General features: G+C 53.4%; 26 protein-coding genes, 1 tRNA gene and 1 pseudogene. 15 read left to right on the top strand and 13 right to left on the bottom strand.

The window, feature by feature from the left end; all coding sequences use genetic code 11:
• Positions 1–97 precede the first annotated feature (97 nt).
• The 3 genes and pseudogenes from EDC90_RS18135 to pflA form a co-directional block, all read left to right on the top strand.
• A pseudogene (locus EDC90_RS18135) lies at positions 98–1075 on the top strand (ABC transporter ATP-binding protein); the annotation flags it as partial.
• Positions 1076–1869: 794 nt separating this feature from the next.
• Complete coding sequence (gene pflB, locus EDC90_RS18130; RefSeq protein ID WP_207903959.1) at positions 1870–4140, top strand: formate C-acetyltransferase; 2271 nt, start codon at positions 1870–1872, stop codon at positions 4138–4140.
• A gap of 14 nt (positions 4141–4154) precedes the next feature.
• Positions 4155–4937 (top strand): pyruvate formate-lyase-activating protein, encoded by a 783-nt coding sequence (gene pflA / locus EDC90_RS18125; RefSeq protein WP_132313960.1) that lies wholly within the window; start codon positions 4155–4157, stop codon positions 4935–4937.
• 67 nt (positions 4938–5004) lie between these two features.
• Here the strand turns inward: pflA and EDC90_RS18120 are convergent, their stop codons facing one another.
• Entirely contained in the window at positions 5005–7068 is a 2064-nt protein-coding gene (locus EDC90_RS18120) for a lytic transglycosylase domain-containing protein (RefSeq protein ID WP_207903958.1), read from the bottom strand.
• A gap of 212 nt (positions 7069–7280) precedes the next feature.
• On the opposite strand from EDC90_RS18120, the gene dapA reads away from it, so the two are divergent.
• Complete coding sequence (gene dapA / locus EDC90_RS18115; RefSeq protein ID WP_132313959.1) at positions 7281–8171, top strand: 4-hydroxy-tetrahydrodipicolinate synthase; 891 nt, start codon at positions 7281–7283, stop codon at positions 8169–8171.
• A 34-nt stretch (positions 8172–8205) separates the two neighbouring features.
• Positions 8206–8682 (top strand): SsrA-binding protein SmpB, encoded by a 477-nt coding sequence (gene smpB / locus EDC90_RS18110; protein ID WP_132313958.1) that lies wholly within the window; start codon positions 8206–8208, stop codon positions 8680–8682.
• A 174-nt stretch (positions 8683–8856) separates the two neighbouring features.
• Here smpB and EDC90_RS18105 read toward each other — a convergent pair whose 3' ends face one another.
• Positions 8857–9435: an NYN domain-containing protein gene (locus tag EDC90_RS18105; protein WP_132313957.1), complete on the bottom strand. Its 579-nt coding sequence runs from the start codon at positions 9433–9435 to the stop codon at positions 8857–8859.
• Positions 9436–9720: 285 nt separating this feature from the next.
• Here EDC90_RS18105 and rpoZ point away from each other — a divergent pair, with 285 nt between their 5' ends.
• The 9 genes from rpoZ to recO all read left to right on the top strand — a co-directional run bounded on the left by rpoZ (position 9721) and on the right by recO (position 17092).
• Positions 9721–10131 carry a DNA-directed RNA polymerase subunit omega gene (gene rpoZ, locus EDC90_RS18100; protein WP_132313956.1) on the top strand — a complete coding sequence of 137 codons (411 nt, stop codon included), beginning with the start codon at positions 9721–9723 and terminating at the stop codon, positions 10129–10131.
• A 105-nt stretch (positions 10132–10236) separates the two neighbouring features.
• Positions 10237–12444: a RelA/SpoT family protein gene (locus EDC90_RS18095; RefSeq protein WP_132313955.1), complete on the top strand. Its 2208-nt coding sequence runs from the start codon at positions 10237–10239 to the stop codon at positions 12442–12444.
• Positions 12445–12580: 136 nt separating this feature from the next.
• Positions 12581–12736: a hypothetical protein gene (locus EDC90_RS20955; protein ID WP_165972891.1), complete on the top strand. Its 156-nt coding sequence runs from the start codon at positions 12581–12583 to the stop codon at positions 12734–12736.
• Between the two features lie 76 nt (positions 12737–12812).
• Positions 12813–13394 (top strand): DUF2062 domain-containing protein, encoded by a 582-nt coding sequence (locus EDC90_RS18090; RefSeq protein ID WP_132313954.1) that lies wholly within the window; start codon positions 12813–12815, stop codon positions 13392–13394.
• A 24-nt stretch (positions 13395–13418) separates the two neighbouring features.
• Positions 13419–13811 carry a holo-ACP synthase gene (gene acpS / locus EDC90_RS18085; protein WP_132313953.1) on the top strand — a complete coding sequence of 131 codons (393 nt, stop codon included), beginning with the start codon at positions 13419–13421 and terminating at the stop codon, positions 13809–13811.
• A 129-nt stretch (positions 13812–13940) separates the two neighbouring features.
• Positions 13941–14687: a signal peptidase I gene (gene lepB / locus EDC90_RS18080; protein WP_132313952.1), complete on the top strand. Its 747-nt coding sequence runs from the start codon at positions 13941–13943 to the stop codon at positions 14685–14687.
• Complete coding sequence (gene rnc, locus EDC90_RS18075) at positions 14688–15398, top strand: ribonuclease III (protein WP_132313951.1); 711 nt, start codon at positions 14688–14690, stop codon at positions 15396–15398. It abuts the gene before it with no gap.
• Positions 15399–16328 carry a GTPase Era gene (era, locus tag EDC90_RS18070; protein WP_132313950.1) on the top strand — a complete coding sequence of 310 codons (930 nt, stop codon included), beginning with the start codon at positions 15399–15401 and terminating at the stop codon, positions 16326–16328.
• Between the two features lie 14 nt (positions 16329–16342).
• Positions 16343–17092 carry a DNA repair protein RecO gene (gene recO / locus EDC90_RS18065; RefSeq protein ID WP_132313949.1) on the top strand — a complete coding sequence of 250 codons (750 nt, stop codon included), beginning with the start codon at positions 16343–16345 and terminating at the stop codon, positions 17090–17092.
• Here the strand turns inward: recO and EDC90_RS18060 are convergent.
• The 7 genes from EDC90_RS18060 to EDC90_RS18030 all read right to left on the bottom strand — a co-directional run bounded on the left by EDC90_RS18060 (position 17089) and on the right by EDC90_RS18030 (position 22134).
• Complete coding sequence (locus EDC90_RS18060) at positions 17089–17946, bottom strand: MOSC domain-containing protein (RefSeq protein ID WP_132313948.1); 858 nt, start codon at positions 17944–17946, stop codon at positions 17089–17091. The genes recO and EDC90_RS18060 overlap by 4 nt on opposite strands.
• A 104-nt stretch (positions 17947–18050) precedes the next feature.
• Positions 18051–18938 (bottom strand): mechanosensitive ion channel family protein, encoded by an 888-nt coding sequence (locus tag EDC90_RS18055; protein WP_132313947.1) that lies wholly within the window; start codon positions 18936–18938, stop codon positions 18051–18053.
• 104 nt (positions 18939–19042) lie between these two features.
• Positions 19043–19558, bottom strand: a complete 516-nt coding sequence (locus tag EDC90_RS18050; protein ID WP_132313946.1) for a tyrosine phosphatase family protein — start codon at positions 19556–19558, stop codon at positions 19043–19045.
• Positions 19555–20184 carry an HD domain-containing protein gene (locus tag EDC90_RS18045; RefSeq protein WP_132313945.1) on the bottom strand — a complete coding sequence of 210 codons (630 nt, stop codon included), beginning with the start codon at positions 20182–20184 and terminating at the stop codon, positions 19555–19557. The genes EDC90_RS18050 and EDC90_RS18045 overlap by 4 nt, the downstream gene beginning before the upstream one ends.
• 3 nt (positions 20185–20187) lie before the next feature.
• Positions 20188–21030: a YgfZ/GcvT domain-containing protein gene (locus EDC90_RS18040; protein WP_132313944.1), complete on the bottom strand. Its 843-nt coding sequence runs from the start codon at positions 21028–21030 to the stop codon at positions 20188–20190.
• A gap of 255 nt (positions 21031–21285) precedes the next feature.
• Positions 21286–21543 carry a hypothetical protein gene (locus EDC90_RS18035; RefSeq protein ID WP_165972890.1) on the bottom strand — a complete coding sequence of 86 codons (258 nt, stop codon included), beginning with the start codon at positions 21541–21543 and terminating at the stop codon, positions 21286–21288.
• Between the two features lie 162 nt (positions 21544–21705).
• Positions 21706–22134: an NUDIX hydrolase gene (locus EDC90_RS18030; RefSeq protein WP_132313942.1), complete on the bottom strand. Its 429-nt coding sequence runs from the start codon at positions 22132–22134 to the stop codon at positions 21706–21708.
• A 94-nt stretch (positions 22135–22228) separates the two neighbouring features.
• Between EDC90_RS18030 and EDC90_RS18025 the strand changes: the two genes are divergently transcribed.
• Complete coding sequence (locus EDC90_RS18025; protein ID WP_132313941.1) at positions 22229–22969, top strand: SOS response-associated peptidase; 741 nt, start codon at positions 22229–22231, stop codon at positions 22967–22969.
• Between the two features lie 5 nt (positions 22970–22974).
• On the opposite strand, the gene pssA is transcribed toward EDC90_RS18025, so the two are convergent.
• The 4 genes from pssA to EDC90_RS20950 all read right to left on the bottom strand — a co-directional run bounded on the left by pssA (position 22975) and on the right by EDC90_RS20950 (position 26855).
• Positions 22975–23865 carry a CDP-diacylglycerol--serine O-phosphatidyltransferase gene (gene pssA / locus EDC90_RS18020; RefSeq protein WP_132313940.1) on the bottom strand — a complete coding sequence of 297 codons (891 nt, stop codon included), beginning with the start codon at positions 23863–23865 and terminating at the stop codon, positions 22975–22977.
• Complete coding sequence (locus EDC90_RS18015; protein ID WP_132313939.1) at positions 23865–24563, bottom strand: phosphatidylserine decarboxylase; 699 nt, start codon at positions 24561–24563, stop codon at positions 23865–23867. The genes pssA and EDC90_RS18015 overlap by 1 nt, the downstream gene beginning before the upstream one ends.
• A 112-nt stretch (positions 24564–24675) precedes the next feature.
• A complete protein-coding gene (locus EDC90_RS18010; protein WP_132313938.1) occupies positions 24676–26562 on the bottom strand; it encodes an ABCB family ABC transporter ATP-binding protein/permease in 1887 nt (628 codons plus the stop codon).
• Positions 26563–26760: 198 nt separating this feature from the next.
• Positions 26761–26855, bottom strand: a tRNA-OTHER gene (locus EDC90_RS20950).
• Positions 26856–26934: the final 79 nt, after the last annotated feature.

The following is a 26934-nucleotide window of genomic DNA, read 5'->3' as shown; positions in this document are numbered from 1 at the left end:
CTTCGTCATCTCGATCTCCTAATTGATAAGATGAACCAGAAATCCTCCCTTATTCAAATCCTCAAATCTGTCCCACCGGCGCTGACGTCAGACAGGCGGCGAGTTCGTCGTCTTCGTTGGTCCTTCGGGCTGCGGAAAGTCAACACTGCTAAGGTTGATTGCCGGCCTTGAGGAGGTCACCAGCGGTGACGTTATGATTTCGGGAAAGGACGTGACTGAGGAGGATCCGTCTGACCGCGGTATCGCGATGGTGTTTCAGACTTACGCGCTTTACCCCCATATGAGTGTCGAACAAAATATGGGCTTCGGTCTTAAGGTCGCAGGGCGACCAAAGGCTGAGGTTGAGAAAAAAGTCCGGCAGGCTGCCGACATCCTGAAGTTGACCGAATATCTGGATCGCCGGCCGGGTCAGCTTTCAGGCGGTCAGAGACAGCGTGTGGCCATCGGACGTGCCATCGTTCGCGATCCGGAAATCTTTCTCTTCGATGAGCCTTTGTCCAACCTTGATGCTGAGTTGCGGGTTGGCATGCGCATTGAGATTGCCCGCCTTCATCAGGAGCTTGGGAACACCATGATCTACGTGACGCATGACCAGACAGAAGCCATGACGCTTGCGGATAAGATCGTGGTTTTGAGAAGAGGGCGGGTTGAACAGGTCGGCTCGCCCGCTGCACTTTATGATGACCCTGACAATGTATTCGTCGGTGGTTTTATCGGGTCCCCGAAAATGAACTTTCTGGCCGGGGAAATCAGGGATGGCGGTGTGGACGTGGCCGGATCGCTTCTGCCATTGCCCCCGCTCAAAACGCAGCTTGAAAATCGTGCACATGTGACTGTGGGGATCCGGCCGGAGCACTTGCGCCTTGCTGCTGAAAACGAGCCGTCTGTGCCCTTCACAGTCGACTTCTCAGAATTTCTCGGTGGAACGAGCTACCTTTATGGAAAAATCGCCGACACAGCTTGTGTCGTGACTGTTGACCGGCAAGCGATTACGCGCGCCGGCGCTGTTCTTCGTCTGACAACCGATGCGGCAACCGTTTGCCTGTTTGACGAAGACGAGCAGAGAATTCGCTGAGCGAAATCAGCTACGCTTTGAGGCGGGAAGCCGCTGCCTTCTTTAAAGGAGCAGGCGGCTTCCTTGCGTATCGTCTCTCGCGCACCTCTCCTTTCGATCTCACCTGATTTAAAATGGGGCAGACCGCAGTCTCAGGCCGTATTCACATGGTCAGGGACGCCATCGGATTATTACCGGAAAAGCGTAAGCCGGAAGCGCCACAAGCGCTCGGAATTCCGATTCGGGCCTTTGTCTTTTGAAGGGCTGATGCTATCATCCGACAACAACCTCAAAATAAACCTGGAAGTTGTTAATACGCCAATATTTACAGGATTGGTGTTAATTATTTTACTGGATTTGATCTGCGTCAATAATACAGTGCTTATCATGTGCTTTAATCATTGATTTATATCAATATATTTCGGGTTTTTATTTAAAAAAATCAGTATAAAAGTCAAATTAAACTGGACTTTCTTAGCCTTTCGTATCATATAAGAACCGTCAAAACGAAGAGCGTTGACGGTTTGGCGTCAACATTCGACGCGATCTTTTAAAGGCAAATGCCCCGAGACCAGCGCCAGAGCGCCAAAAGTCAGCCATCAGGAGCGGTGGGTTTTCATCGCGGTGTTGGAGAAGTGAGAAAGTTTCGGGATTGTCTGCATTCTAATGGCCATGTTTTGCAACTTGTTGCGCATTATGCCGTTTATGTGACGGTGCCTTTTACCGATTTCAGTCTTAAGAGCCGAACATCCTCCAGGCTTTGGAATTCTGAAATCACTCAGCTGTTCCTCTTATTTAGTGTGAGGGCTTAAACTATGGATATGTATGCCAAATATTCGAACGTTCATGCTGACGCCTGGGAAGGCTTCAGCGAAGGAGCATGGCGCACCGCCATCGACGTTCGCAACTTCATTCAGGAAAACTATACGCCTTATGAAGGTGATGCGTCTTTCCTTGCGCCGGCAACCGAGCGCACCAAGCAGCTCTGGGATGAACTCAGCGCGCTTCTGAAGAAAGAACGCGACAATGGCGGTGTTCTGGACGTGGCTTCGGCCATACCGTCGACGATCACGGCGCATGAGGCTGGCTACATTAACAAAGACCTCGAAATCATCGTTGGCCTGCAGACAGACGCACCTTTGAAGCGTGCGATCATGCCAAATGGCGGTCTCCGTATGGTTGAAGGCAGCCTTGAAACCTATGGCTTCAAGGTACCTGAAGATGTTCATGAAACCTGGACGAAGTACCGGAAGAGCCACAATCAGGGTGTGTTCGACGTTTACAGCCCTGACATCATGGCATGCCGTAAGTCTGGCGTGATCACCGGTCTGCCAGATGCTTATGGCCGTGGCCGTATCATTGGTGACTATCGTCGTGTCGCCCTTTACGGCACAGATTTCCTCCGCGCTCAGAAGCAGAAGGAATTCCACGAGCTTGACGATGCTGTCTTTGATGAAAAGACGTTGCGTCTGCGTGAAGAGGTGACCGAACAGTTCCGCGCCCTCGATGAGTTGCGTGAAATGGCAGCGAAATACGGTGTCGACATTTCAAAACCGGCCCGTAATGCCCGCGAAGCTATTCAGGCTGTTTATTTCGGCTATCTGGCTGCTGTTAAGGAACAGAATGGCGCTGCTATGTCGATCGGTCGTATTTCGACCTTCCTCGACATTTATATCAAGCGCGACATCGACGCAGGCTTCATCTCCGAGGTTGACGCCCAGGAAATGGTTGACGATATGATCGTCAAGCTGCGTATTGTCCGCTTCCTGCGCACACCGGAATATGACGAGCTGTTCTCGGGCGACCCCGTATGGGTCACCGAATCGATCGGCGGTATGGGTGAAGATGGCCGGACGCTTGTTTCGAAAAGCAGCTTCCGTTTCCTGAACACGCTTTACAACCTCGGCCCTGCACCTGAGCCAAACCTGACGGTTCTGTGGAGCCCGAGCCTTCCGGAAGGCTTCAAGCACTTCTGCGCCAAGGTTTCGGCCGACACATGCGCCATTCAGTATGAAAACGATGAACTGATGCGTCCGAAATGGGGCGATGACTATGGCATCGCATGCTGCGTCTCCTCGATGCGGATCGGCAAACAGATGCAGTTCTTCGGTGCGCGTGCCAACCTTGCCAAGGCTCTGCTTTATGCCATCAACGGTGGCGTTGATGAAATGAAGATGAAGGGCAAAAAGGTTGCCGAAGGTCTTGAGCCCATCACCGGCGATGTTCTTGAATATGACGAGGTTGTCGAAAAGTTCGACAAGTCGATGGACTGGCTGGCCAAAACCTATGTCAAGGCTTTGAACGCCATCCATTACATGCACGACAAATATGCGTATGAACGCATTGAAATGGCGCTGCATGATCGTGATATTCTGCGTACGATGGCTTGCGGCATTGCTGGTCTTTCGATCGCTGCTGACGCTCTGTCTGCTATCAAATATGCCAAGGTTGAAGTCATTCGTGACGAAACCGGTCTGGCCGTTGACTACAAGATCACCGGCGATTTCCCGGCATTCGGTAACAACGACGACCGCGTCGACTCGATTGCGGCATGGCTTGTCGAGACATTCATGAACAAGATCAAGGCTCAGCCTTATTTCTATCGTGACTCGATGCCGACCCAGTCGATCCTGACGATCACGTCAAACGTGGTTTATGGTAAGAAGACCGGTAATACGCCGGATGGCCGCCGCGCAGGTGAACCCTTCTCACCAGGTGCGAACCCGATGAACGGTCGTGACAAGAAGGGCTTTGTGGCTGCAGGCGCTTCGCTTGCCAAACTGCCCTATGACGCAGCACTCGATGGTATCAGCTGGACCGCATCGGCAACGCCGGGCAGTCTTGGTCACACGGAAGAAGATCGTGTCCGCAACCTGTCGAATTGCCTTGATGGCTATACGGCAGCCGGTGGTTTCCACGTCAACGTCAACCTCCTCAACAGGGAGACTTTGCTTGATGCCATGGACCACCCGGAGAAATATCCGCAGCTCACGATCCGTGTTTCGGGTTATGCTGTGAACTTCATCAAGCTGACCAAAGAACAGCAGCTTGATGTGATCAACCGGACTTTCCACACCTCGATGTAAAAGGTGATTTGAAAATGCATAAGCGTGTTTCCGCACCCAAGAAGCTTCCCGGCGTCCATGTGGACCTCGACCACGGCTTTCTGCACTCGGTCGAAACCGGTGGTGCTGTCGACGGTCCGGGAATGCGCTTTGTGTTTTTTATGGCTGGGTGCCAGTTCCGCTGCCTCTATTGCCATAATCCGGATACCTGGAAACTCCACAACGGCCGCAGGGTTGATGTGGAGGACATGCTAAACGAAGTCCGCCCCTATGCGGGCTTCCTCAAATTCGCTGGTGGCGTTACGTTTTCCGGTGGCGAGCCGATGATGCAGTCTGGTTTTATCGGCAACGTTATGGCGCACATCAAGCAAGAGATGGGATTGCATCTCGCTCTGGATACGCAAGGATATCTTCATACCGGTGTTGAAGACGACTGGTTCGATAATATCGATCTAGTCATGCTCGATATCAAGCATATCGACCCTGAGAAGTACCACACCATTACCGCCCAACACCTTCAGCCGACGCTGGATTTTGCCGAGCGTCTGAAACGTCTTAAGAAGAAGATGTGGATGCGTTATGTTCTGGTTCCCGGTCTTTCTGATGATACCGATGATGTAAACAGGATGGCTGATTATGTTGCCACCCTCGGAGACATTGTCGAACGGGTGGAGGTTCTTCCATTTCACCAGATGGGCATCGCAAAATGGGATGCGCTGGGTAAAGAATACACCCTTCGCGATACGCCAACACCGACGAATGAGGCAACGGAGGCTGCACGAGATATCTTTCGCGCGCGCGGGCTTGTTGCCAGCTAAACAGTTTTGCCACTGTACGATCAGTAAAAAGCCGGGCCTTCGTGACCCGGCTTTTTCGTTGCTGTGATCAGCCATTCCGGCCGTAAACCAGATCGCGGCCAATGTCTGTCGGTTCGCCCAGACGCGCCTTGTAAATCTCGTAATTTTCCATGATGCGCTGAACATAATTGCGGGTCTCAGGGTAGGGGATGCTTTCCACCCAGTCGATGACGAAATCGAGATCCTTGCCACGCGGATCGCCGAAGCGCTCGATCCATTGGGGAACGCGGGCAGGGCCTGCGTTATAGGCGATAAAGGTGAGAATATAGGATCCCCCGAACCGGTCGATCTGCTCACCCAGATAGTGCGCGCCCAGCGTTGCATTATAGCCGGGATCGGAGGTCAGCCGGCTGGATGAGTAGGCAAGCCCATTCCGGCTCGCAACGCGCTTTGCAGTGGTCGGAAGAAGCTGCAGAAGCCCGCGTGCATTCGCCGGGGAGACGGCGCCTGGGTTGAATGCGCTTTCCTGTCTTGCAATGGCATAGGCAAGAGCTTTGCCAGAGCCTGAAATGTTCGCGTTAGCCGGGATAACCCCTGTTGGAAATGCAAGAGCAGCAACATCCAGACCGCGACCATAGGCGATCTTTCCAATCTGCAGTGCCAGATGATGTGAGCGTTCTGTTTCAGCCTGATAGGCAAGGATTGCCAGTTCACCCGGACTGTTTAGCTGATAGGCAAGGGCGCGATAGAGTGCATCGCCGCGCCAGCCGTGACCGACTTCCTGAAGGCGGTCAATTGCCTGTACAGCGGGTATTTTGTTGAAGTTTGCACGGTCTGCCGCTGTCGGGCTCGGATAGTCGACGTCAAATTGGGTCTGACCCAGCTTGTAAAGTGCCAGTTGCCCATAAAAGGTTGTCGGATATTGAGCAGCGCGCCGATAAAAGTCGCGGGCGTTGCCCGGTCCGCCCGCGTCTGCAGCGCGGCCCTGCCAGTAATAGGATCGCGCCGAGGAGATTGGTGTCGGTGATGTGGCGACAATCTCTGCGAAGTGCGGTGCGGCTAGGCGACCATTGTTCAGGCCGCGCAGTGCCATCCAGCCAGCATGGAATTGTGCATCCAGCTTATCCAGCCTCCCGTCTGGCATGGCGGCTGCCACCAGGTCATATGCCTTTCGCGGCTGGCCATGTTCATAGAAATGCCTCGCGACGATCCGGCTTTCGTCCCACCACTGATCGGGGTTGACCAGCGCGGCCTGATTGCGTGGCATCTTTTTTAGCAGTGATGCGGCGGTGTCATATTGATCAGTCTGGCGAGCATTTCGAATCTGGATATAAAGAAAACCGGGATCACTGTGCCAGCTATGATGAACGCGGTTGATCAGTGCGCCTGCATCCGACTGGCGGCGGATTACGGCTGCCCAGGCATTGTAAAAGGACTGTGCATTGCCGAGTTCCGAGAACCGCTTCGCCTGTGTCGCCCGGTCGCGGTAAAGCAGATACACCATCCTCTCCTTGTGATCTTCCTGAGTGAGGATTGATCCAAATTCACGAAGAATCTTGTTTTCGCTGTCGGTGTCCAGCGCCCAGCCAGTCCAGGAGCGCGTGATAATATCGTGCGCTTTCTGTTTCTGCCCTGTGGCGAGATAGGAACGGGCGAGCAGGATCGTGCCATCGGAGGTTTCAGGAAGCGAATTTCCAAATGCCGCGATTACGGCAGATGGTGCCGGGTTTTCTCGCGCAAGCGCACGCTCGGAGTTGTCGCGCAGTGAAGATAGCCCCGGCCAGCCGCGAAGCTCTTGTTGTGCTTCCGCGATTTCAGAGGATGGAACGCCGTCTTCTCCTGAAACTGCAATGGCCCAACTGAGGATCTGGTGGTCGAGTGAATTCATCGGAAGGCGGTCACGGGCGCGCAGGGCCGTTGTTGCGTCTCCATCACTCAAGGCATCAAGGCCCTGCTTCAATATGGTGCTGGATGCAGGGTTTGCCACAGGCTTGGAGATCGCTCCGGTCACTTCAAAAGAGGGCTGAGCTGCCAGCCCGCCCGGACGGGCGTAGGGTATCGGCCCGACAGAAGGATACTCCTGTGCGGCAGACACGATACCCGTTGCAGATACCGAAGCAGCGAGCGAAAGCATGCAGAGCGTTTTCTTCATAAAATTCCCCTCAAGGGCGGAAACACAGTTGTGGGGCATCTTCGGTTTTTCCGGTTAAAAACGCGTTAACCTTGTTCGTGATCTCAGCTTTGTTTAAACCCCCATCAACTCACGGAATGCGGCGCTTGCAGGCGCATGTGTCCGGCATTATGGTGCAGCAAATTTTGCAACAAGAATGCGGCATTTAGAAGAAGGCCGCCAGGAGAATATGAATGTTCAAGGGGTCGATGCCGGCGCTTGTCACACCTTTTCATGAAGATGGCACGCTGGATGAGGCAGCGTTTACGGCTCACGTCGAATGGCAGATCAAAGAGGGCAGTCACGGCCTCGTGCCTGTTGGCACCACAGGTGAGTCGCCGACACTCAGCCATGACGAGCATAAGCGCGTCGTCGACCTTTGTGTCGAGGCTGCTGCAAAGCGCGTTCCTGTGATTGCCGGTGCTGGCTCGAATAATACACGCGAGGCGATTGAGCTTGCGCTTCATGCCGAAAAGGCGGGTTCCGATGCTCTTCTGGTGGTAACGCCCTACTACAACAAGCCGACGCAGAAGGGCCTCTATGCGCATTTCGCGGCCATCGCCGATGCCGTGAAGCTTCCGATTATTATCTACAACATTCCGGGACGATCCGTTGTCGATATGACGCCTGAAACGATGGGAGCATTGTCGAAAGCCTATGGCAACATCGTCGGTGTCAAAGACGCAACGGCAAAACTCGAGCGCGTGGCCGATCAGCGCATAGCCTGCGGCAAGGACTTCATTCAGATTTCCGGTGAAGACGCTACGGCACTTGGGTTTTATGCCCAGGGCGGCGTGGGGTGCATTTCGGTAACTGCCAATGTTGCTCCGTGGCTGTGTTCTGCGTTCCAGAAGGCCATGCGCGCCGGAGATTTTGAAACTGCGCTTAAGATTCAGGACAAGCTTATGCCGCTGCATAAGGCTTTGTTCATTGAACCGGGCGTCTGCGGCACCAAATATGCATTGAAGAAGCTTGGCCGGATGAGCGACTGTGTGCGTTTACCTCTGGTCAATATCGAAAAAAGTACCGAGCGCGCAATTGATGCAGCGCTTGAACATGCCGGGCTGCTTTCCGAGAAGGGATAAGCTCGCTCGTCATCAAAAATGACGGATCGTAAATATGGCCCCCAAGGGTAATCAGAGTAGCGGCAAGACTGTCGCTGAAAATCGCAAGGCGCGTTTCAATTATGAGATTCTCGAAACGTTGGAGGCTGGCCTGGTTCTGACTGGAACCGAGGTCAAGTCACTGCGTGAAGGCAAAGCCAATATTGCCGAATCTTACGCTTCGGATGAAGATGGCGAAATGTGGCTGATCAACTCGCACTTACCCGAATACCTGCAAGGCAACCGCTTCAATCACGAGCCACGCCGCCGGCGTAAGTTATTGTTGAGCAAGCGGGAGATTAATCGTTTGCGCTCGGCGGTTAATCGTGAAGGCATGACGCTTGTTCCGCTGAAGCTTTACTTCAATGCGCGCGGAATTGCGAAGCTCCAGCTTGCGCTGGGCAAGGGTAAGAAAGTCCATGATAAGCGCGAAACAGTGAAGCAACGCGACTGGAACCGTCAAAAGAGCAGGTTGCTCAAGCAGTATGGTTGAGACAGTTGAAATAAAACGCCCTGCCGAAGAACGGTCAGGGCGTTTTATTATATGACTGCAGCATCGGCCTGAAAATCGGAATCGATTTTCGGAAAGCATGATGCGTAGATTCAATAGGTTAGAGCGTCCTTGTACATCCGAATGGATGCACGGCGCTCTCAGCGGGATTTTGTTTCAGTCCTCAAAATCAGCATTGCCTGCATCTGCTGGACGTTGAGGCCGATCAGTCGCGTCGCGTCCGACATCGGGTTTCAAAGATACAAGATCGATGAAGTGGTCGGCCTGACGACGAAGGTCGTCTGCGATCATTGGCGGCTGCGTGGCCATCGTCGAAACGACGGAAACCTTGCGGCCTTTCCGCTGCAGCGCTTCCACAAGGGTTGTGAAGTCGCCATCACCCGAAAAGATGACCAGATGATCGACTGTCGCAGCCTGCTCCATAGCATCTATGGCAAGCTCAATATCCATATTGCCTTTGATTTTGCGGCGTCCCATCGAGTCAGTAAACTCTTTCGCCGGTTTAGTGATCACCTTGTAACCGTTGTAGTCCAGCCAGTCGATCAGTGGGCGAATCGAAGAATATTCCTGATCTTCAATCAGTGCAGTGTAGTAATATGCACGCAGAAGATAGGCTTTCTTTTGAAATGCTTTGAGAAGTTTGCGATAGTCTATGTCGAAGCCAAGGCTTTTTGAAGCGGCGTAGAGGTTTGCGCCATCTATAAAGAGCGCTATTTTTTCACGCGGATCAAACATAATAAAAATCCTCTCCAAAAATGCCTGTACACTCGAGTTTGGCAACATGCTTTGCCAAGAGTTGAAATTCTGTAATTAAAAAGGCTGGTCACTTAGTAACTTATAATCCTGGTTGAATTTAAGCGGGATCGGCGAAATGTTCAACCAAAGGTGTTTATCAGCTATGGCTCCACGTCTCATAACACGTAAATGGGGCGGAGTTGGTAGAATTGAACCCCTTGAAATCAGGTTGGTGAGTCTTTAAGAGTGACCATCCTGAAAATAAAGTCTTAAAAAGGACAGGCAATGGCACGTGTGACAGTTGAAGACTGCATTGACAAGGTCGAAAATCGTTTCGATCTGGTTTTGCTTGCCGGCCATCGTGCGCGTCTAATCTCCCAAGGCGCCCAGATTACCGTTGATCGCGATAACGACAAGAACCCGGTGGTTGCGTTGCGTGAAATCGCCGATGAAACGCTTTCACCTGACGATCTGAAGGAAGATCTGATTCATTCCCTGCAGCGCCACGTTGAGGTTGATGAACCGGAATCTGACAGTTCTCAGGCTTCTGGCTCCGCCGATGATGCCACAGAGCAGGCCGCTGACGGTGAAGCTACTGATCAGCCGGATGCAATCCCATTCGATCAGATGTCGGAAGATGATCTTCGCGCAGCGATTGAAGGGCTTGTTCCGCCGGAAAAAAGCGACGATTACTGATCTATGTCTGCCGGGCGCAATGCCCGGCAGACTTTACATCTGTTTTTTGAAGACGGGCGCGGTCGGCTTGGTGAACAGCCCGAAAAGAGGCTTTGTCAGTAAGCAATGATGCGGCAATACGAACTTGTTGAGCGCGTACAAAAGTACAAGCCAGATGCTGATGTGGCATTGCTCAACAAGGCATATGTTTATGCCATGCAGAAGCATGGCCGCCAGAAGCGCGCAAGCGGCGACCCCTATATTTCACATCCTCTGGAAGTTGCAGCGATTCTGACAGATCTTCATCTGGATGAATCAACCATTGCTGTTGCGCTTCTCCACGATACAATTGAAGATACTTCAGCTACGCGGGCTGAAATCGATGCTTTCTTCGGTGAGGAAATCGGCAATCTCGTCGAAGGTCTGACCAAGATTAAGCGACTGGATCTTGTTTCGCGCAAAGCCCAACAGGCAGAAAATCTACGCAAGCTTCTTCTCTCGGTCGCAGACGATGTGCGTGTCCTTCTCGTCAAGCTGGCGGACCGTCTTCATAATATGCGGACGCTCTACTATATGCGGCCCGACAAAAGGAGACGCATCTCTGAAGAGACAATGGATATCTATGCGCCGCTTGCCGGCCGCATGGGTATGCAGGACATGCGTGAGGAGCTGGAAGACCTTGCGTTCCAGTATATCAACTCAGAAGCCTATCAGACCATCCGTGGCAAGCTGAACGATCTTTCCGATCAGAACCACGTTCTTGTGAAGCACATTGAGGATGAACTTCACGCTCTCCTTCTGGAGAATGGCATGGATGATGCCAAAGTGAAGGGGCGTCAAAAGAAGCCGTATTCCATCTTCAACAAGATGCAGTCGAAGTCGCTGTCATTCGAGCAGCTCTCCGATGTCTATGGCTTCCGCATTCTCGTCGGTGATGTCGCAGAATGTTATCGAGCGCTGGGAATTGTCCACACTCGTTGGCGCACTGTTCCAGATCGTTTCAAGGACTACATCTCAAATCCCAAGCAGAACGGCTATCAGTCGCTGCATACAACAATTGTGGGACCGTCACGCCAGCGCATCGAATTGCAGATCAGAACGCGTGATATGCATGAGATTGCCGAATACGGTATTGCCGCCCACGCACTTTATAAGGAGGGACGCACGCACGCCGGGGATGTAGTGAGCGACGAAAGCAGCGTTTTCTCATGGTTTCGTAAAACAATTGAGGCGTTGGCCGAAGGCGATAATCCCGAAGAGTTTCTTGAGCATACCAAGCTGGAACTGTTTCAGGATCAGGTGTTCTGTTTCACCCCCAAGGGCAAACTGATCGCCTTGCCCAAAGACGCAACGCCTATCGACTTCGCTTACGCTGTTCACACCAATGTTGGTGACACCTGTGTCGGAGCCAAGGTGAACGGCCGGACGATGCCGCTGGTCACCCGCTTGAATAATGGTGACGAGGTCGAAATTATCCGTTCGGGGATACAGGTTCCGCCACCCGCCTGGGAGGAAATCGTTGTCACCGGCAAGGCCCGTGCTGCGATCCGTCGGGCGACACGCGCGGCAATCCGCAAGCAGTATAGCGGGCTCGGCTACCGTATTCTCGACAGGGCATTTAAACGTGCCGGAAAGGAATTTTCGCGCGAAGTGCTGGAAACGGTTCTCTATCGTCTCGGGCAGAAGGATGTCGAGGATGTTATCGCTGCCGTTGGCCGCAATGAGCTGTCCTCCAATGATGTCTTGCGGGCAGTCTATCCCGATCATAAAGACGAGCGCGTTACAGTGAAACCAAACACTGAGGAGGGCTGGGTCAGTCTTCCAAGTGGCGAAGGCATGGCGTTCCGGCTTCCGGAACATGATGGCAAGATCGACGATATGCGTCACTTCATGCCGCTGCGCGGTCTGAGTGAGGGTGCCGTTGTGCGCTTTGCGCCGGCCGGAGCGGTTCCCGGCGACCGGATTGTCGGTATCGCGGAGGAGGACGATAGTATTACGATCTATCCGATCCAGTCTCCTATCCTTCAGCACTTTGACGACGAGCCCAATCGCTGGATTGATGTCCGTTGGGATATTGATTCAACCAATGAGAAACGTTTCAGGGTCCGTGTTGGCACAAGTGTCCTGAACGAGCCGGGCGCGCTGGCGAAAATTTCTGAAAAGATCGCAACGCTGGACGTCAATATCCGCGCCATCAAGATGGAGGTGGTTGCCGATGACTTCGCGCAGGTGGTTATGGATCTTGAAGTCTGGGATTTGCGTCAGCTCAATCAGACGATTCACCAGTTGAAACTACTCGATTGTGTGGCAACGGTGGCCAGACTGTTTGAATAATTCTGGCTTCAGGCGCCCGGCTTCTGTTCAGCGTGACCGTTTTGTTGTTCAGATATGGAACTTTTCACTTCTGCCTGCTTTTCGGCATTATCGCGCGTTATGAAAATGCGTAGCTGAAGCCGAAAGGAGGCTATTCATGTTTGCGAGCATCAAACGTTTTTTTCAACGGCTCTTTCGTCCCCGCGTCGATGAGAGCGAGACAGAAGGCGTGAAGCATGTCATCGACAATATCGACTCAGGGTTTGAGAAGGGACGTCCCAACGCATTCAGTCAGGATGAGAAAACAAACTGACAGATCATGTTGGTTTTGTCCGGTTGCCGGTGTAGTGTCTTTCTGAATATTCCTGCCGCGTTCCGAATAGTGGATCATGCTTTTTAAAAGACGTTCTCCGGCGAACCTGTGGCAACGCACCCGAGCTGCGTTGTGGCCCCGTAAGGGCTTCTGGCGTCCGCCACTCTATCTTTATCACCGTACCGTCCGCCTGAGGGCAACACCGCACGCTATCGCCATGGGTATTGCCGCAGGTGTCGCTGTATCGTGGACACCATTTATCGGCTTTCACTTTGCTTCTGCATTCGCGCTTGCGTTTCTGCTTGGCGGAAACTTTTTCGCAGCAGCACTCGGGACTGCCTTTGGTAACCCTTTCACCTTTCCTTTCATCTGGTTGCTGACCTGGCGATTTGGAAACAGTCTTCTCGGTCGCAGTTCTTTCGAGCGCGATCATATCGATCTGGTCGGTATGGTAAAAACCTTCGACCTTGCGGATATCTGGAGGCCTTTGCTGGAGCCGATGGCCGTTGGCGCCATCGTCCCGGCGGTTGTTTGCGGGGCCTTGTTTTATGGACTGACCTTTTTCGCGGTCAAAGCGTTTCAGGAGAAACGGCAAGCCGTTCTGGCTTCAAGAAGCCGTTCCGAGGCCAGCCGCGCCGAAGCTGGACGTTCTCAGTAACTTAATGTCAGAAGGATATGCTCAGTGATTATCGGGCTTGGTAGCGACCTGATCGACATCAGACGTGTTGAGAAGACGATCGAACGTTTCGGAGATCGTTTCACGCAGCGTTGCTTTACAGATGTGGAGCAAAAAAAGTCCGACCGTCGTCAAAACCGGGCGGCATCCTATGCCAAGCGCTTTGCGGCAAAGGAGGCCTGTTCCAAGGCGCTGGGCACCGGCATCGCGTGCGGCGTCTTCTGGCGGGATATGGGAGTGGTCAACCTTCCCGGCGGCAAGCCTACGATGGCTTTGACAGGCGGGGCAGCCAAGCACTTGGCCGCCATGATACCGGAAGGGCATGATGCACGGATCCATGTCACCATCACTGATGACTATCCGCTGGCGCAGGCTTTTGTCATCATTGAGGCTGTCTGAAGCTGGGGGCGGTACTCTGACGAACACCTAAAATAAACTGAAAGTCGTTGCCTGCCCCATTCTAACGGGCTAGATCAGTCTCCTACAATCAATTGAATGAAATGCCTGTTTGTCAGAAGGAAAGCGCGCGTGGCTGAAAAAGAAGAAAAGCAGGAAGGTACCCTCTGGAGCAATGTGAAAGTGATCATTCAGGCGCTGCTTCTTGCGCTGGTGATCAGAACATTTCTGTTCCAGCCCTTCACCATTCCTTCCGGGTCTATGATGCCAACCCTGCTTGTTGGTGATTACCTTTTCGTGAATAAATTTTCCTACGGTTACTCGCGTTATTCACTTCCCTTCGCGCCTGACCTTTTTTCCGGCCGGATTTTCGCCAGCGAGCCAGAACGCGGCGATGTTGCAGTTTTCCGCTATCCACCGAACCCAAGCGTTGATTACATCAAGCGCGTCATTGGCCTTCCCGGCGACACTGTTCAGGTCAGGGATGGTATTCTTTACATCAACGACAAGCCGGTTCCCCGTAAAGCCGATGGATTCTTCACATCTGACTACCGCAATGACCCAGGTGTTGACATCCCGGTCTTTCAGGAAACACTGCCCGACGGTGTCAGCTATGATACGCTTGACGAAATTCGCGGTTCGCGTGGCGATAATACGCGCGTCTTCACGGTTCCCGAAGGCCACTATTTCATGATGGGCGACAACCGTGACAATTCACTCGACAGCCGCTTTGACGTTGGTTTCGTGCCGGCTGAAAACCTGGTTGGGCGTGCAAGCATCATCTTCTTCTCGCTTGGAAACGATACGTCATTTGCCGAAATCTGGAAGTGGCCGTTTAATATGCGCTGGGGTCGACTGTTTAAGGTAATCGGTGGCTGAATGAACGAACGGCACGCAGCAGACGTGAAGGCATTTGGAGAACTTATCGGGTTCTCCTTTCAGGATGAGGGGCGCATAGCCCGGGCGCTGACGCATTCCAGTGCGCGCAGCGGCAAGGATGATAATTACGAACGTCTCGAGTTTCTGGGAGACCGGGTCCTGGGGTTGGTGATTGCGGAAAATCTTTTCCGGCTCTTTCCCACGGCCAGCGAAGGCGAACTCTCTGTCCGGCTGAATCAGCTCGTGAGCGCAGAAGCCTGCGCGCGGGTGGCGGATGCACTCGGGCTTCACCGCTTCATTAAAACCGGCCATGATGTCAAGAAACTGACCGGCAAGCGTGTTTTGAGCATACGGGCTGACGTTGTTGAAAGCGTCATCGCCGCGATCTATCTGGAAGGCGGCTTGCCCGAAGCGCGTCGCTTCATCGAGACGAACTGGAAACCTCTGTTCAGAGATGGTGTTCAGCTTCGCCGTGATGCCAAAACCGAGCTTCAGGAGTGGGCGCATGCCAATCATGGTGAAACGCCTTCGTACCGGGTTGATGACCGTTCCGGCCCTGATCATGAGCCTCGGTTTACAGTGACCGTCACAGTCAAAGGTGTAAGGCCGGAAACGGGCGTTGATCGATCCAAACGTGCAGCCGAACAAGTGGCTGCAACAAAACTTTTAGAGCGGGAAGGTGTGTGGGCACCTGCTGCCAGTGAGGGCTGAATGAGCGAGAACGAAGAGATCGGCACAGCCGAAACCGCCGCGACACGCTCCGGCTTTGTTGCCCTTATTGGCGCGACAAACGCAGGGAAATCGACTCTGGTCAACCGGCTGGTTGGTGCCAAGGTTTCGATCGTCAGCCACAAGGTTCAGACGACGCGCGCCATGCTGCGCGGTATTGCCATTCATAATCAGGCACAGATCGTTTTTATGGACACGCCCGGCATATTCAAGCCGCGGCGGCGGCTGGACCGGGCGATGGTGACAGCTGCCTGGGGTGGCGCGCGAGATGCCGACCTTATCATGTTCCTGATCGACAGTGAGCGCGGCCTGAAAGGGGATGCAGAGACGATCCTTGAAGGGCTGAAAGAGGTGAAGCAGCCAAAGCTTCTGATTCTCAATAAAATCGACAGGGTAAAGTCTGAGGAGCTGCTTTCTCTTGCGGCAACGGCAAACGAATCCGTTAGCTTTGACCAGACCTTCATGATTTCAGCAACCAACGGATCCGGTTGCGATGATCTGATGGAGCATCTATCCAAGGCTCTTCCTGAAGGCCCTTGGTATTATCCTGAGGATCAGATCTCTGATCTGCCGATGCGCCAGCTTGCAGCAGAGATTACGCGTGAAAAGCTTTTTCTGCGACTGCATCAGGAGTTACCGTATTCTTCTCATGTTGAAACTGAAAAGTGGGAAGAGCGAAAAGATGGTTCGGTTCGCATTGAGCAAGTGATCTATGTCGAGCGCGATAGCCAGAAGAAGATCGCGCTCGGGCGCGGCGGTGAAGCAATCAAGGCAATTTCCATGGCTGCCCGCAAGGAGATGTCCGAGATCCTTGACCAGCCTGTGCATTTGTTTTTGTTTGTTAAGGTGCGCGAAAACTGGGGTGACGACCCTGAACGCTATCGCGAGATGGGTCTCGATTTTTCCAGGTAGGCGGTTTCAAATCAATGGAATGGCATGATGAAGGAATCGTTCTGGGCGTGCGCCGTCACGGCGAAACCAGTGTGATTGCTGAAGTCATGACCGAGGAGCATGGCCGCCATATGGGGCTTGTTCGTGGCGGGCGCTCACGCACCCAAAGACCGGTTTTGCAGGCAGGAAACCGTGTTTCTGTTTTTTGGCGGGCGCGTCTTGCAGAGCATCTCGGAGAATTCCGTATTGAGCCCATACAACAACGTGCTGCGTTATTGATGCAGTCGTCCATGGCGATTTATGGCATTCAGGCGATGGCAGCACTTTTAAGGCTTCTGCCGGAGCGGGATCCGCACAGGAAGCTCTGTGATACGCTCGAAATTATCATCGGCCATCTCGATGAACCCGAAGTTGCCGGGGAGCTTTATATCCGGTTTGAGCTTGCATTGCTCAATGAACTCGGTTTCGGCCTCGATCTCGAAAAATGTGCCGCAAGCGGTACGCGTTCAGACCTGATTTATGTTTCCCCAAAAACGGGCAGGGCCGTTTGCAGGACTTCGGGACACCCCTATGCCGAGCGTCTGCTTGCTCTTCCCGAATTTCTTCAGCCAGAGATGAATGAAGCTGCAGACAGTGATGGCCTGAACGCCGCCTTTCGCCTGACCGGCTTCTTCTTGAACCGGCATGTCTACGAGCCACGTGGAATAGAGCCTGACACGGCACGCGAAAGCTTCATTCAGGCGACCCTGAAAGCGTTGGCGCCACAAGCAGCGGGTATCGTTTAAGCAGTCCGCCGTTTCAGAGGCCATTTCTCGGACCGCAGACCGGTCACGCTTGCTTCATCGCCAAGGCGTAGCAAACGCTCTCCATGAGGAACCGCATTCCAGCCAAAAAGGGGACCGGGTGCTCTGCGGTCTGCGGACATACGCAGCCTTCCCATGGCGGGCATCGGGTTTGCGCCAGATCGCGAGCCGCTGAACTGGTCCTGTGTCGTCATAATGCATCGCGCGCATGGTTTGACAAATTCCAGCGTGAGGCCTGAGACTTCAATCCCGCTCCAGCTGTCTTCGGCCCAAGCGTCGTCGCAATCGAGAACGATGTTCGGTCGAAACCGGTCCATGCCCACCGGTGCTGCGCCGTGTTTTTCGAGGTCTTCATTCAACGCTGCAAGTGACCCGGTTGTTGTAACCAGGATCTGAAATCCATCGGCAAAACCGACCGGCGTATCATGGCTGGTCCAATCGCGGCTGGCGATGCGCCTTGAGTGCTCATCGAAGAAGCAAAGCCGGACCGGGCGGTTAAACCAGTTCGACAGCGCCTCATCGGCTTCAGCTGACGCTGATGCTGCACTGACGGTATCTTTCCAAATGTTTACGTTTATCCGGTCCCTTTCAGCGTCCGGTAGAGCAACAACCGGTTCAAGGCCGTCCGCTGACAGACGGATTGTGCTGTTACCCAAAGAAACGACGCTGACTTTAGCAAGTGCCGGCAAATCTCTCTGTGTGATGAACATGCCCTCCGGCGTGCAGAGCATGGCCTGACGGTCGCCCTGCAGTCCGGCTGGCGTGCAAAGGGCCTGCTCAAGGGCGACAGCGCGGGCGCTTTTCATCGGATATATGTTCAGTTGCGTGATTTTCATGACTGGCCCCGAACCGGCTATGGGTAAGCCTCAAGTGAAAGAAAAGGCAGGCGAAGTCTTGCTTCGCCTGCCTTTATATATTTGCCAGAAACCGTGGCAGAGTTTTAGCTGTTTTTGTCTTCGCTTCCGTTTTCGACCATCAGATTGGCTTCGCCTTCGAGAGTTGAAAGCGTCATCTGCGGGAACGGGATGGAGATGCCAGCCGCATCGAAAGCGTTCTTGGCGTCCTTCGTCATCTGGTGCGTTGTCTTCCACCAGACGCTTGAAGGTGCCCAGTAACGCATCGCAACCAGCACGGCGCTATCGCCCAGTTCCTTCGTGAACGCGTAAGGTTCAGGATCGGAAAGGACGTTTTCATTCTTGCTGGCAAGATCCATCATGATGTTCATGGCAGTATCGATATCGTCTTCATAGGCGATACCAATCGCAAGTTCGTGCATACGCGTCGAGAGGCGCGAATAATTGGTAATCGAAACATTCCAGAGCGTCGAATTCGGCGCGAGCCGATAAAGGCCGTCAAACGTTTTCAGCTCAGTGGCAAAAAGGCCGATTTCTACAACCGTACCGTCAATCGAGCCTGTGCTGATGTATTCACCCACACGAAATGGCCGCAACACAAGCAGCATGATTCCAGCTGCGATGTTCTGCAACGTGCCCTGCAAAGCAAGACCAATGGCCAGACCTGCGGCACCCAACGCGGCAACGATCGAGGCCGTCTGAACCCCAAACTGTCCGAGAACCATCACGAGAACGATGATCAGAACCAGATACCGGATAATATTGCCAAAGAACCCGGCAAGAGTTTTGTCAATATTATCAAACTTTTGCAGCGATGACTTTATCGATCTTTGCAAGATACCCGCAACGAGCCAGCCGATAATCAGAAGCAAAATCGCCCCAAGGACCGAGAATGCATACTGAATGGTGTAGGCCATCACGAGATTGGCAAGGTCGTTCGAGGCTTTCAGAAATTCCCCCAGTTTATCTTCCATCAAAAAATCCTTGTGTCTGAAATGGAGGGGATTCCCCCGGTTGGCTTCAGTGTCCCACTCACAGGCATACGAAAATGCACCGTAGTGTTCAACGTCCCTAAAGTTTAGAATTTAAGCTCAAAAGGCAGGTTTTCAGAACAATTAGCGCCGCGTCCTATATTTTCAACGGCGTTCACAAGGCTTCCGCCCCGCTCAAGTGCTTCATCGCCGAGCGCGATCAGGCGCGTGTTCGGTGTTGCATAAGGTGATGCAGAACGAAGACAAGCGGCGAGCGTATCGTCATTCATATCGGGAGCAAGAGACAGTGCAGCAATTAAGGCGGCCGCCGGAGATCGTGAAACCCCCATCCAGCAATGAATGAGCAACGGTCCATCTCCATTCCATATCCGGTTGAAGCGAATGATCTCGGCGACATGTGACGCCTCAGGTGCGATGAGCGCGCCGGTTCCGGAAAAGGTAATGTCGTTCATCTGAAGAGAGAGGTGCCGATCTGAAGAGATGATTCCCGGCCGTGCAAACGGATGATCGGCCGACATCAGGGAGATCATGAAGCGCGCATGATGGCGGGCAGCCATCTCACCGATACTTTTGAGCGGAGAAACGACAATAGACCGCGTCATGAAGCTGTCCGCTGGCAGCTTTCTGCGGCGTTGCGCATATCCTCGATTTCAGTGAAACGTACGAGAAATCTTTGCTGGGCTTCTGTCGTCGGCATGGGGTCCAAAGGTAATCCTTCGGAGGAAATCCGCGTTGGTTTGCCGAAAAACTTTGTTGCTTCTGCGATGGTAAAACCAGCAAGCGTTACGGCTTCAAAGTAGGCGGCTATTCGATCAGCAGACTTGATCCGGGCTTTAAGCGATCTCTCAGGATGCGGCGGCAGACTGAAACGCAAATGGATCGCGGCCTCAAGGCGCTTTTCCACGCTCTTGTAGCCGCCACCGACGACTGCCTTGAACGGAGAAATCATATCTCCGATCACATATTCGGGTGCGTCATGCAGCAAAGCCATTTGGCATTGTTCAGGTCTGGCTCGGTGGAGCTGAGAGAATACGGCCTCAACGACAAGACTGTGCTGTGCCACGGAATAAGCGTGTTGCCCCAATGTCTGACCGTTCCAGCGGGCAACGCGGGCGAGGCCGTGAGCGATGTCACTGATTTCCACATCGAGCGGTGACGGATCGAGCAAATCCAGCCGGCGGCCTGAAAGCATTCTTTGCCAGGCGCGCGCGTTATTCTTTACCGTCATCTCTCAGTCCTCTTGCGGTTCACTGTCCAGCGATACACCGCTCCAGTCGAATGGAGAGACTTCAACAGGAACCTCTCCTGCCAGAACAGGACTTCCGTTCTTGATGGCACTCGCAATACGATCCGTTCTGACAATTGCAAGTCCCTGATGTTCGCTTATGGACCCAAGCGTCCCGGCAGACTTTCCGCCAGCGGTGATCGCCGCGCCGGAGTTGGGGAGCTTGCTGTTGGCGCTGACGCCGATCAAGCGACGTCTTGCAGTGCCGCGGTGCTGCATTCGTGAAACAACTTCTTGCCCCACATAACACCCCTTTCGAAACGACACGCCGCCATTCTTGTCGAAGAGAATATCATGCGGAAATACATCCTGTGTTGCATAATCACTGTGCATCTCGGCAACACCGCAACGGATACGTGCGGAGCTGTAAGCCTCGTTATTAGGCTGAGCGCCTTCATGAAAGCCGGGGCTGCGGTAGAGTTTCAATCCGGCAATGTCGAAACGGTGATCCAGCACAGCGTTTGAAGGAGCGTCTTCATCGAGAAAAACCGTTACGCCCTTGCTTTCCGTCGATGCGATCTCGACTTTGGCTCGCAGCTTATAAAGCGTCAGGCGTTGCACGAGTGTCGCAACATCGTCTTCATGCGTTTCCAGCAGAAAACCATCGCCCGATCGCAGCACCAGAAATTCGAGCATGATTTTGCCCTGTGGTGTCAGCAACGCACCCGGCCAAGCCTCATTGGGCGAAACAGATTCAATATCCGTTGTCACAAGGTTTTGCAGGAAATGCTCTGCATCTGTGCCTGAAACTGAGACGATTGCTTTGTCGGCGAGATGGATGCGTGTCATCAGTGCTCCTTGGCCGTCGCTTTGCCCTGGGGATCACCATTGCCCGGTCGTAAGCGATCAGCATGAAAAAGAATCAGGAATTCAGGACCGATCCCAGAAAGTCAGCTTGTTGGGTCGGTTGCTGTCAGGCGTCAAGACAGTCTGGGGGAAGAACACGGAGATCTGGGGTCAGCAGCGTTTAAGGTTGTTTCCAGCATAGGCAGTTCAGGTCACTCATCAAGCGTCTAATCTTGCCGGACAGATGGTTCCAAACTCCTACTGAATAACCCGATCTGGCGAAAATTCGCCTGCAAGCATCCGCTCCCGAAGTGATTCAAGCATGGCTTCTGCGCCTTCTTCTCCAATCATTCGGACAGTCTCGCGCATGGCAAGAGCCAGTGCGGCGTCAGCGATGATCTCCGGCTCGATGCCATCGGCGACGCCATCGGCCCACGCCTCATTCTGGTATTCGAGAGCCGCCTGCATCTTTTCGCGCACGATCATGTCGTCGATTTCTTCGGCATTCGGCTTCATCATCATTCCTTGGTCAGCTCACTTCTTTTCTTTGATTTCCGTATTTAGCTTATCAAGTTTTTCATGCAAGCGTCAGCGCTGCCAAGGGAGAAAGTCAATTTTCCGTTAATGTAATCGTGACCTGCAGCATTTGTGAGGCGGTGTGTTGTGAAGTCACCACACTCAGTTGTGTTCAGAAACCGTGTCGGAAAGGCGTTCCACGCATTCCAGCACACTGGCCGGGACCGGAAGTTTACGGATTTCCTGCACCGTGTACCAGCCGAGCTCCAGTGCGTCATCGGCAGCGACCGGATCGAAAGTTTCTTCGGCTTCAGCGATAAAAACACTGAGACGATAGTGGCTTGTCACGGCTCCGTGTTCATTGCGATCAATAAGATCGTATACGGTGAAGAGGTTGGTATTCTCCGCTGAAAGTCCGGTTTCCTCAAACAATTCCCGACATGCTGCTTTTTCTGGCGTTTCGCCTTGCTCGGCCTTTCCGCCGGGAAACGCATACATTGCCTGAGCCGGTGGGTTGGCACGTTTGACCAGCAGAAACCTGTCATCACGCCGGACAATCACAGAAGAGGCCGGTTTGGGGTCTTGTCTCATGCTTCTCTCGCTCGATTGGTTTGACAGGCCATGCCCGTCGGATGGTATTCTATAAGACATAACGAAATGCGACAGCAGCGGAAACTGACTCGATATGTGCGGACGTTTTGGCTTGATCACAAGCCCTGATTTGCTGAAGGACTTTTTTGAACTCTCAGGAATTGATCACTTTCCTCCGCGCTTCAATATCGCGCCTTCGCAGCCTGTGATGATGGTTGTCAATGCATCAGATGCCGTCGGTGGCGGGCAGGGGCGTAAGTTATTGCTGGTCCGCTGGGGACTGTTGCCCTCCTGGCTGAAGGATGGAAAAGATTTTCCATTGTTGTTCAATGCGCGCAGTGAAACCGCCGCGGAAAAGGCCACATTTCGCGGATCTATGCGCCATTTTCGGGCGCTTGTTCCAGCCAGTGGATTTTTCGAATGGCGAAAGGGCAGGGACGGCGCTCAGCCTTACTGGGTCCAGCCTCGGGGTGGTGGACTGATGGCTTTCGCCGGTCTGATATCGCCATGGATGGGTGCTGATGGAACTGAGGTGGATACCGGAACGATCCTGACCACAAAAGCCAGCGGTGTTCTTCGACAGGTCCATGAGCGGGCACCTGTCATCATTGCTCCGGAAAACTTCGAGCGCTGGCTGGAATGCCGCTACCAGGAGCCCCGGCATGTATCAGACCTGCTGAAACCGCAATCCGATGACTTCTTTGAAGCATGGCCCGTTTCGAAAGCGGTTAATAACGTGCGCAATATGGATGCCAGCCTGATAGAACCGGCAGGGCCAGCTCTGCAAGTCAACATTCCAAACCATGAGAACAAAAGCCAGCTGGATTTATTCTGAGTTTGTCAGATGTCGAGGTCGAGCCTGTTACGCCGCGTGGTGGACGGCCCGTCGTCTTCGTGATGGGCATCGCTTTCCATGACGAATGTTCCGTATTTGCTGTGCCATGCGCGGGCGCCCAGTGGCAGGCTGGCGATATAGAGCAGCGAACCGGCAATCATCATATGCCATGTGTAGCTGACCAGAAGCGCAACGCACAAAACAGCAACCAGGATCATTGGCAGTGCAAATTCGCGGCGCACATTGAGCGCAAAACTCTTTCCGGACCAGACGGGCAACCTGCTGATCAGCAGGAACCCGACAAGTACAGTATAAATCGAGGCGATCAGCGCGACCGTTCGGCCCGAATCCAGTCCAAGGAAGCCGAAATAAACCGGAAGCATGACGATGATGGCACCGGCAGGTGCCGGGACGCCAACAAAATATTCGCCCTGCCAACTGGCCTTATGCTTGCGGTCAGCCATGACATTAAAGCGCGCGAGCCGCAGAGCAGCGGCAATGGCATAAAGCAGAACAGCGATCCAGCCTGGTGTTCCAGCCTCCTGAAGAACGTAGATATAGGTTACAAGGGCCGGAGCAATGCCAAAATTGACGATGTCGGCCAGCGAATCCATCTGTTCTCCGAATTTCGAACTTGCTTTCAAAAGTCGCGCAAGCCGTCCATCGACGCCATCAAGAAAAGCGGCGATCAGAAGCATCATGACAGCTTGGTGATAATCATGTTCAATCGCCATCCTGATGCCGGAAAGTCCGGCACAGATGGCAAGAACCGTGACAAGGTTCGGAAGAATCAGCCTGACAGGAATTTCCCGCAGCCGCGGACCGCGCCCGGACGTTTCCCGTTCGCTGGATTCATCGGCCTCGGAAAGCTGCTGGTGCTCGGCGTTATCGTCCATCAGCTGCGTCGTCCCGTAACTGCCGGTTTCACGTCATCAAAGGCCGCCAGAACTGTTTCACCCGCTACAGCTGTCTGTCCCACGGCAACACGCGCTGTTGCTCCTTCGGGCAGATAAACGTCAAGGCGCGAGCCAAAACGGATCAGGCCAAATCGTTCACCAGCATCAACAGGGTCTGCTTCTTCAACGAAACAAACGATGCGGCGGGCAATGAGACCGGCAATCTGTACGACACCAATGGAGCCTCGTGCGGTATCGATGACGACGCCGTTTCGTTCATTGTCTTCGCTTGCCTTATCGAGTTCGGCATTGATGAATTTTCCGGGGCGATAATGAATGCCGCGAACCGATCCCTTCATCGGTGCGCGGTTCACATGGCAGTTGAACACGTTCATGAAAACACAAATGCGGAGCATCGGCTGTTCGCCAAGGCCGAGTTCTGCTGGCGGTACGACTTCTGCAACAGAGGAAACGCGCCCATCGGCCGGGCTGATGACCAGATCATCATCCTGCGGTGTGACACGCTCCGGGTCACGGAAAAAGTAGGCGCACCACAGCGAAAGGATAAGTCCGATCCAGAAAAGCGGTTCGGCAATCCAACCAAGAACAACAGTCGCTGCCAGAAAGCCTCCGACAAAGGGGTAGCCTTCCTTGTGGATCGGAACGATTGAATTCCGGATCGAATCTAAAACGCTCATAAAAGCCAAAACTCCAGCTGTTCAAAGATTTGTGTCGGGCCAAACTGTGTTTGACTGTAGACGTTTAACGGCTGCTTGAAAATGGTGAAGCGAAACGACCAGGCGGACGTGCTCACTTGGCCGGATCAAGCCTCATGATGACACCCATATCGTCGCTTTCACGGACTTTACGCAATTGCTCTTCGGCCATGGTCGCTTCACGCTGACGTTCCCACATCTGAGCGTAGAGGCCATTTTGTGCAATCAGATCATCATGACGGCCACGCTCAGCGATCTGACCATTTTTCAGAACAATGATTTCATCGGCGCCGATCACTGTGGAAAGCCGGTGTGCGATAACAAGCGTCGTCCGGTTTTTCGAGACAACGTCAAGGGCAGCCTGAATTTCCCGCTCGGTGTGTGTATCAAGCGCCGATGTCGCTTCATCAAGCACCAGAACAGGCGGGGCCTTGAGGATTGTCCGGGCAATGGCCACGCGCTGCTTTTCACCACCGGAGAGCTTGAGACCGCGCTCTCCGACCTGCGTGTCGAAACCTTCAGGGAGCTGTCGGATGAAGTTACCGACCTGCGCCAGCTCGGCGGCGGCAGCGACCTCCTCATCTGTGGCCGATGGCCGCCCGTACCGAATATTATAGGCAATCGTGTCGTTAAAAAGAACCGTATCCTGTGGAACCATGCCGATGACGTTGCGGACACTGCTTTGCCGCACGTCGCGAAGATCCTGGCCGTCAATCGTAATCGCACCCTGGTTCACATCATAGAACCGGAAAAGCAGCCGGGAGATCGTCGATTTTCCGGCGCCCGTAGGGCCGACAATGGCAACCGTCTTCCCGGCTGGAACCTCAAATGACACGCCTTTCAGGATCGGCCGGGATGGATCGTAGGCAAAATGCACATCCTTGAACGCTATCCCGCCCTGACGGATCTGAAGGTCTTCGGCCTCCGGCTTGTCGGTAATTTCCGGATCGACCTCGAGAATGTCGAACATCTGCTCGATATCCGTCAGCCCCTGGCGGATTTCACGATAAACAGAACCGATAAAATTCAGAGGAATGGCGAGCTGAATCAGCATTGCGTTGACGAAAACAAAGTCACCGATCGTCCGGTCTCCATTTTTGACGGCGATCGCAGACAGAACCATCATGACTGTCATCCCAGCACCGAAAATCACAGTCTGGCCGAAATTGAGCCAGCCAAGAGACGTCCAGATGCGTGTTGCCGATTTCTCATAGCGCGCCATCGACTCGTCGTAACGGCGAGCCTCCATCTCTTCGTTGCCGAAGTATTTCACCGTTTCGTAGTTCAGCAGCGAGTCAATTGCCTTGGTGTTGGCCTCGGTGTCGCTGTCATTCATCTCGCGACGAATGGCGATCCGCCAGTCGCTGGCTTTCACCGTGAACCAGACATAAAGAATCACGGTGACTGCGGTGATGGCCAGATAGCTGAAGCCATAACCCCACCAGAAGATGATCGCGACGAGGACAAATTCCAGAAGGGTCGGCAAGGTCGCGAGAATCGTGAACCGGACAATGGTTTCAATGCCTTTTACACCGCGTTCAATGATGCGGGAGAGACCGCCGGTCTTGCGCGAAAGGTGAAACCGCAGTGCCAGCTTGTGCATGTGCTCGAAAACCCGGTGCGCAAGCTGACGAACAGCATATTGGCCGACGCTGGCAAATAACGCGTCACGCAGCTGGTTGAAACCGGCCTGTCCGATGCGGGCGAGGTTGTAGAAAACCACCAGAATAATGGCACCCGTCAAGAAGGCCGGAACAAGAGAACTGAATTCGAGTTCACCGGTTAAAGCGTTGGTGGCCCACTTGAAAGTGTAAGGAACGAGTAGCAGAACAAGCTTGGCAAGGACGAGAAAGAACGTTGCAAAGACCACGCGACGTTTCAGATCCGGCCTGGAAGAAGGCCATATGTAAGGCCACAGATTAACGATCGTTTGAAACGGATTAGCGGAATCTGCTGAAATTGTTTTCTGGCGATCAGCCATTAAAAAAGCCCCCGGCTGCGAACCCTGGCGGAGGGTGAGCCTGAAAAATCATTTGAGAATGAGAAGGCGCTGACGAGCGCAATCAACTTGGGGCGGAAATAAGGCTAAAAAACGCAAATTACAATGGTTACTAATCTGCCCGGGCCATCGATGCCGGTGCAGAACGGAAAACAGACATCTGAGTGAATAGTTATGAAATGGTGAGCGCGCAGGGGTTCGAACCCTGGACCTACTGATTAAAAGTTTTATTGAAAATATTTGAAATCAATAGGTTATTAGTATTTACCCACCCCCTTGTCACGGGCACGGATTTCTGAATCCATACAGCCATGGATCGAAATGATTTGCAGCGGCTTTCGAAGGACGAACTGA

The organism is Martelella mediterranea, from assembly GCF_004342225.1.
Lineage (GTDB): Bacteria > Pseudomonadota > Alphaproteobacteria > Rhizobiales > Rhizobiaceae > Martelella > Martelella mediterranea_B.
Note: the sequence above shows the minus strand (reverse complement) of the source record. Positions and strands in the feature narration are given on the sequence as shown.

Coding starts and splice junctions, on each gene's coding strand:
- pflB (WP_207903959.1), top strand. CDS start 1,870: ATGGATATGTATGCCAAATATTCGAACGTTCATGCTGACGCCTGGGAA.
- pflA (WP_132313960.1), top strand. CDS start 4,155: ATGCATAAGCGTGTTTCCGCACCCAAGAAGCTTCCCGGCGTCCATGTG.
- EDC90_RS18120 (WP_207903958.1), bottom strand. CDS start 7,068: ATGAAGAAAACGCTCTGCATGCTTTCGCTCGCTGCTTCGGTATCTGCA.
- dapA (WP_132313959.1), top strand. CDS start 7,281: ATGTTCAAGGGGTCGATGCCGGCGCTTGTCACACCTTTTCATGAAGAT.
- smpB (WP_132313958.1), top strand. CDS start 8,206: ATGGCCCCCAAGGGTAATCAGAGTAGCGGCAAGACTGTCGCTGAAAAT.
- EDC90_RS18105 (WP_132313957.1), bottom strand. CDS start 9,435: ATGTTTGATCCGCGTGAAAAAATAGCGCTCTTTATAGATGGCGCAAAC.
- rpoZ (WP_132313956.1), top strand. CDS start 9,721: ATGGCACGTGTGACAGTTGAAGACTGCATTGACAAGGTCGAAAATCGT.
- EDC90_RS18095 (WP_132313955.1), top strand. CDS start 10,237: ATGATGCGGCAATACGAACTTGTTGAGCGCGTACAAAAGTACAAGCCA.
- EDC90_RS20955 (WP_165972891.1), top strand. CDS start 12,581: ATGTTTGCGAGCATCAAACGTTTTTTTCAACGGCTCTTTCGTCCCCGC.
- EDC90_RS18090 (WP_132313954.1), top strand. CDS start 12,813: ATGCTTTTTAAAAGACGTTCTCCGGCGAACCTGTGGCAACGCACCCGA.
- rnc (WP_132313951.1), top strand. CDS start 14,688: ATGAACGAACGGCACGCAGCAGACGTGAAGGCATTTGGAGAACTTATC.
- era (WP_132313950.1), top strand. CDS start 15,399: ATGAGCGAGAACGAAGAGATCGGCACAGCCGAAACCGCCGCGACACGC.
- recO (WP_132313949.1), top strand. CDS start 16,343: ATGGAATGGCATGATGAAGGAATCGTTCTGGGCGTGCGCCGTCACGGC.
- EDC90_RS18060 (WP_132313948.1), bottom strand. CDS start 17,946: ATGAAAATCACGCAACTGAACATATATCCGATGAAAAGCGCCCGCGCT.
- EDC90_RS18055 (WP_132313947.1), bottom strand. CDS start 18,938: ATGGAAGATAAACTGGGGGAATTTCTGAAAGCCTCGAACGACCTTGCC.
- EDC90_RS18050 (WP_132313946.1), bottom strand. CDS start 19,558: ATGACGCGGTCTATTGTCGTTTCTCCGCTCAAAAGTATCGGTGAGATG.
- EDC90_RS18045 (WP_132313945.1), bottom strand. CDS start 20,184: ATGACGGTAAAGAATAACGCGCGCGCCTGGCAAAGAATGCTTTCAGGC.
- EDC90_RS18040 (WP_132313944.1), bottom strand. CDS start 21,030: ATGACACGCATCCATCTCGCCGACAAAGCAATCGTCTCAGTTTCAGGC.
- EDC90_RS18035 (WP_165972890.1), bottom strand. CDS start 21,543: ATGAAGCCGAATGCCGAAGAAATCGACGACATGATCGTGCGCGAAAAG.
- EDC90_RS18030 (WP_132313942.1), bottom strand. CDS start 22,134: ATGAGACAAGACCCCAAACCGGCCTCTTCTGTGATTGTCCGGCGTGAT.
- EDC90_RS18025 (WP_132313941.1), top strand. CDS start 22,229: ATGTGCGGACGTTTTGGCTTGATCACAAGCCCTGATTTGCTGAAGGAC.
- pssA (WP_132313940.1), bottom strand. CDS start 23,865: ATGGACGATAACGCCGAGCACCAGCAGCTTTCCGAGGCCGATGAATCC.
- EDC90_RS18015 (WP_132313939.1), bottom strand. CDS start 24,563: ATGAGCGTTTTAGATTCGATCCGGAATTCAATCGTTCCGATCCACAAG.
- EDC90_RS18010 (WP_132313938.1), bottom strand. CDS start 26,562: ATGGCTGATCGCCAGAAAACAATTTCAGCAGATTCCGCTAATCCGTTT.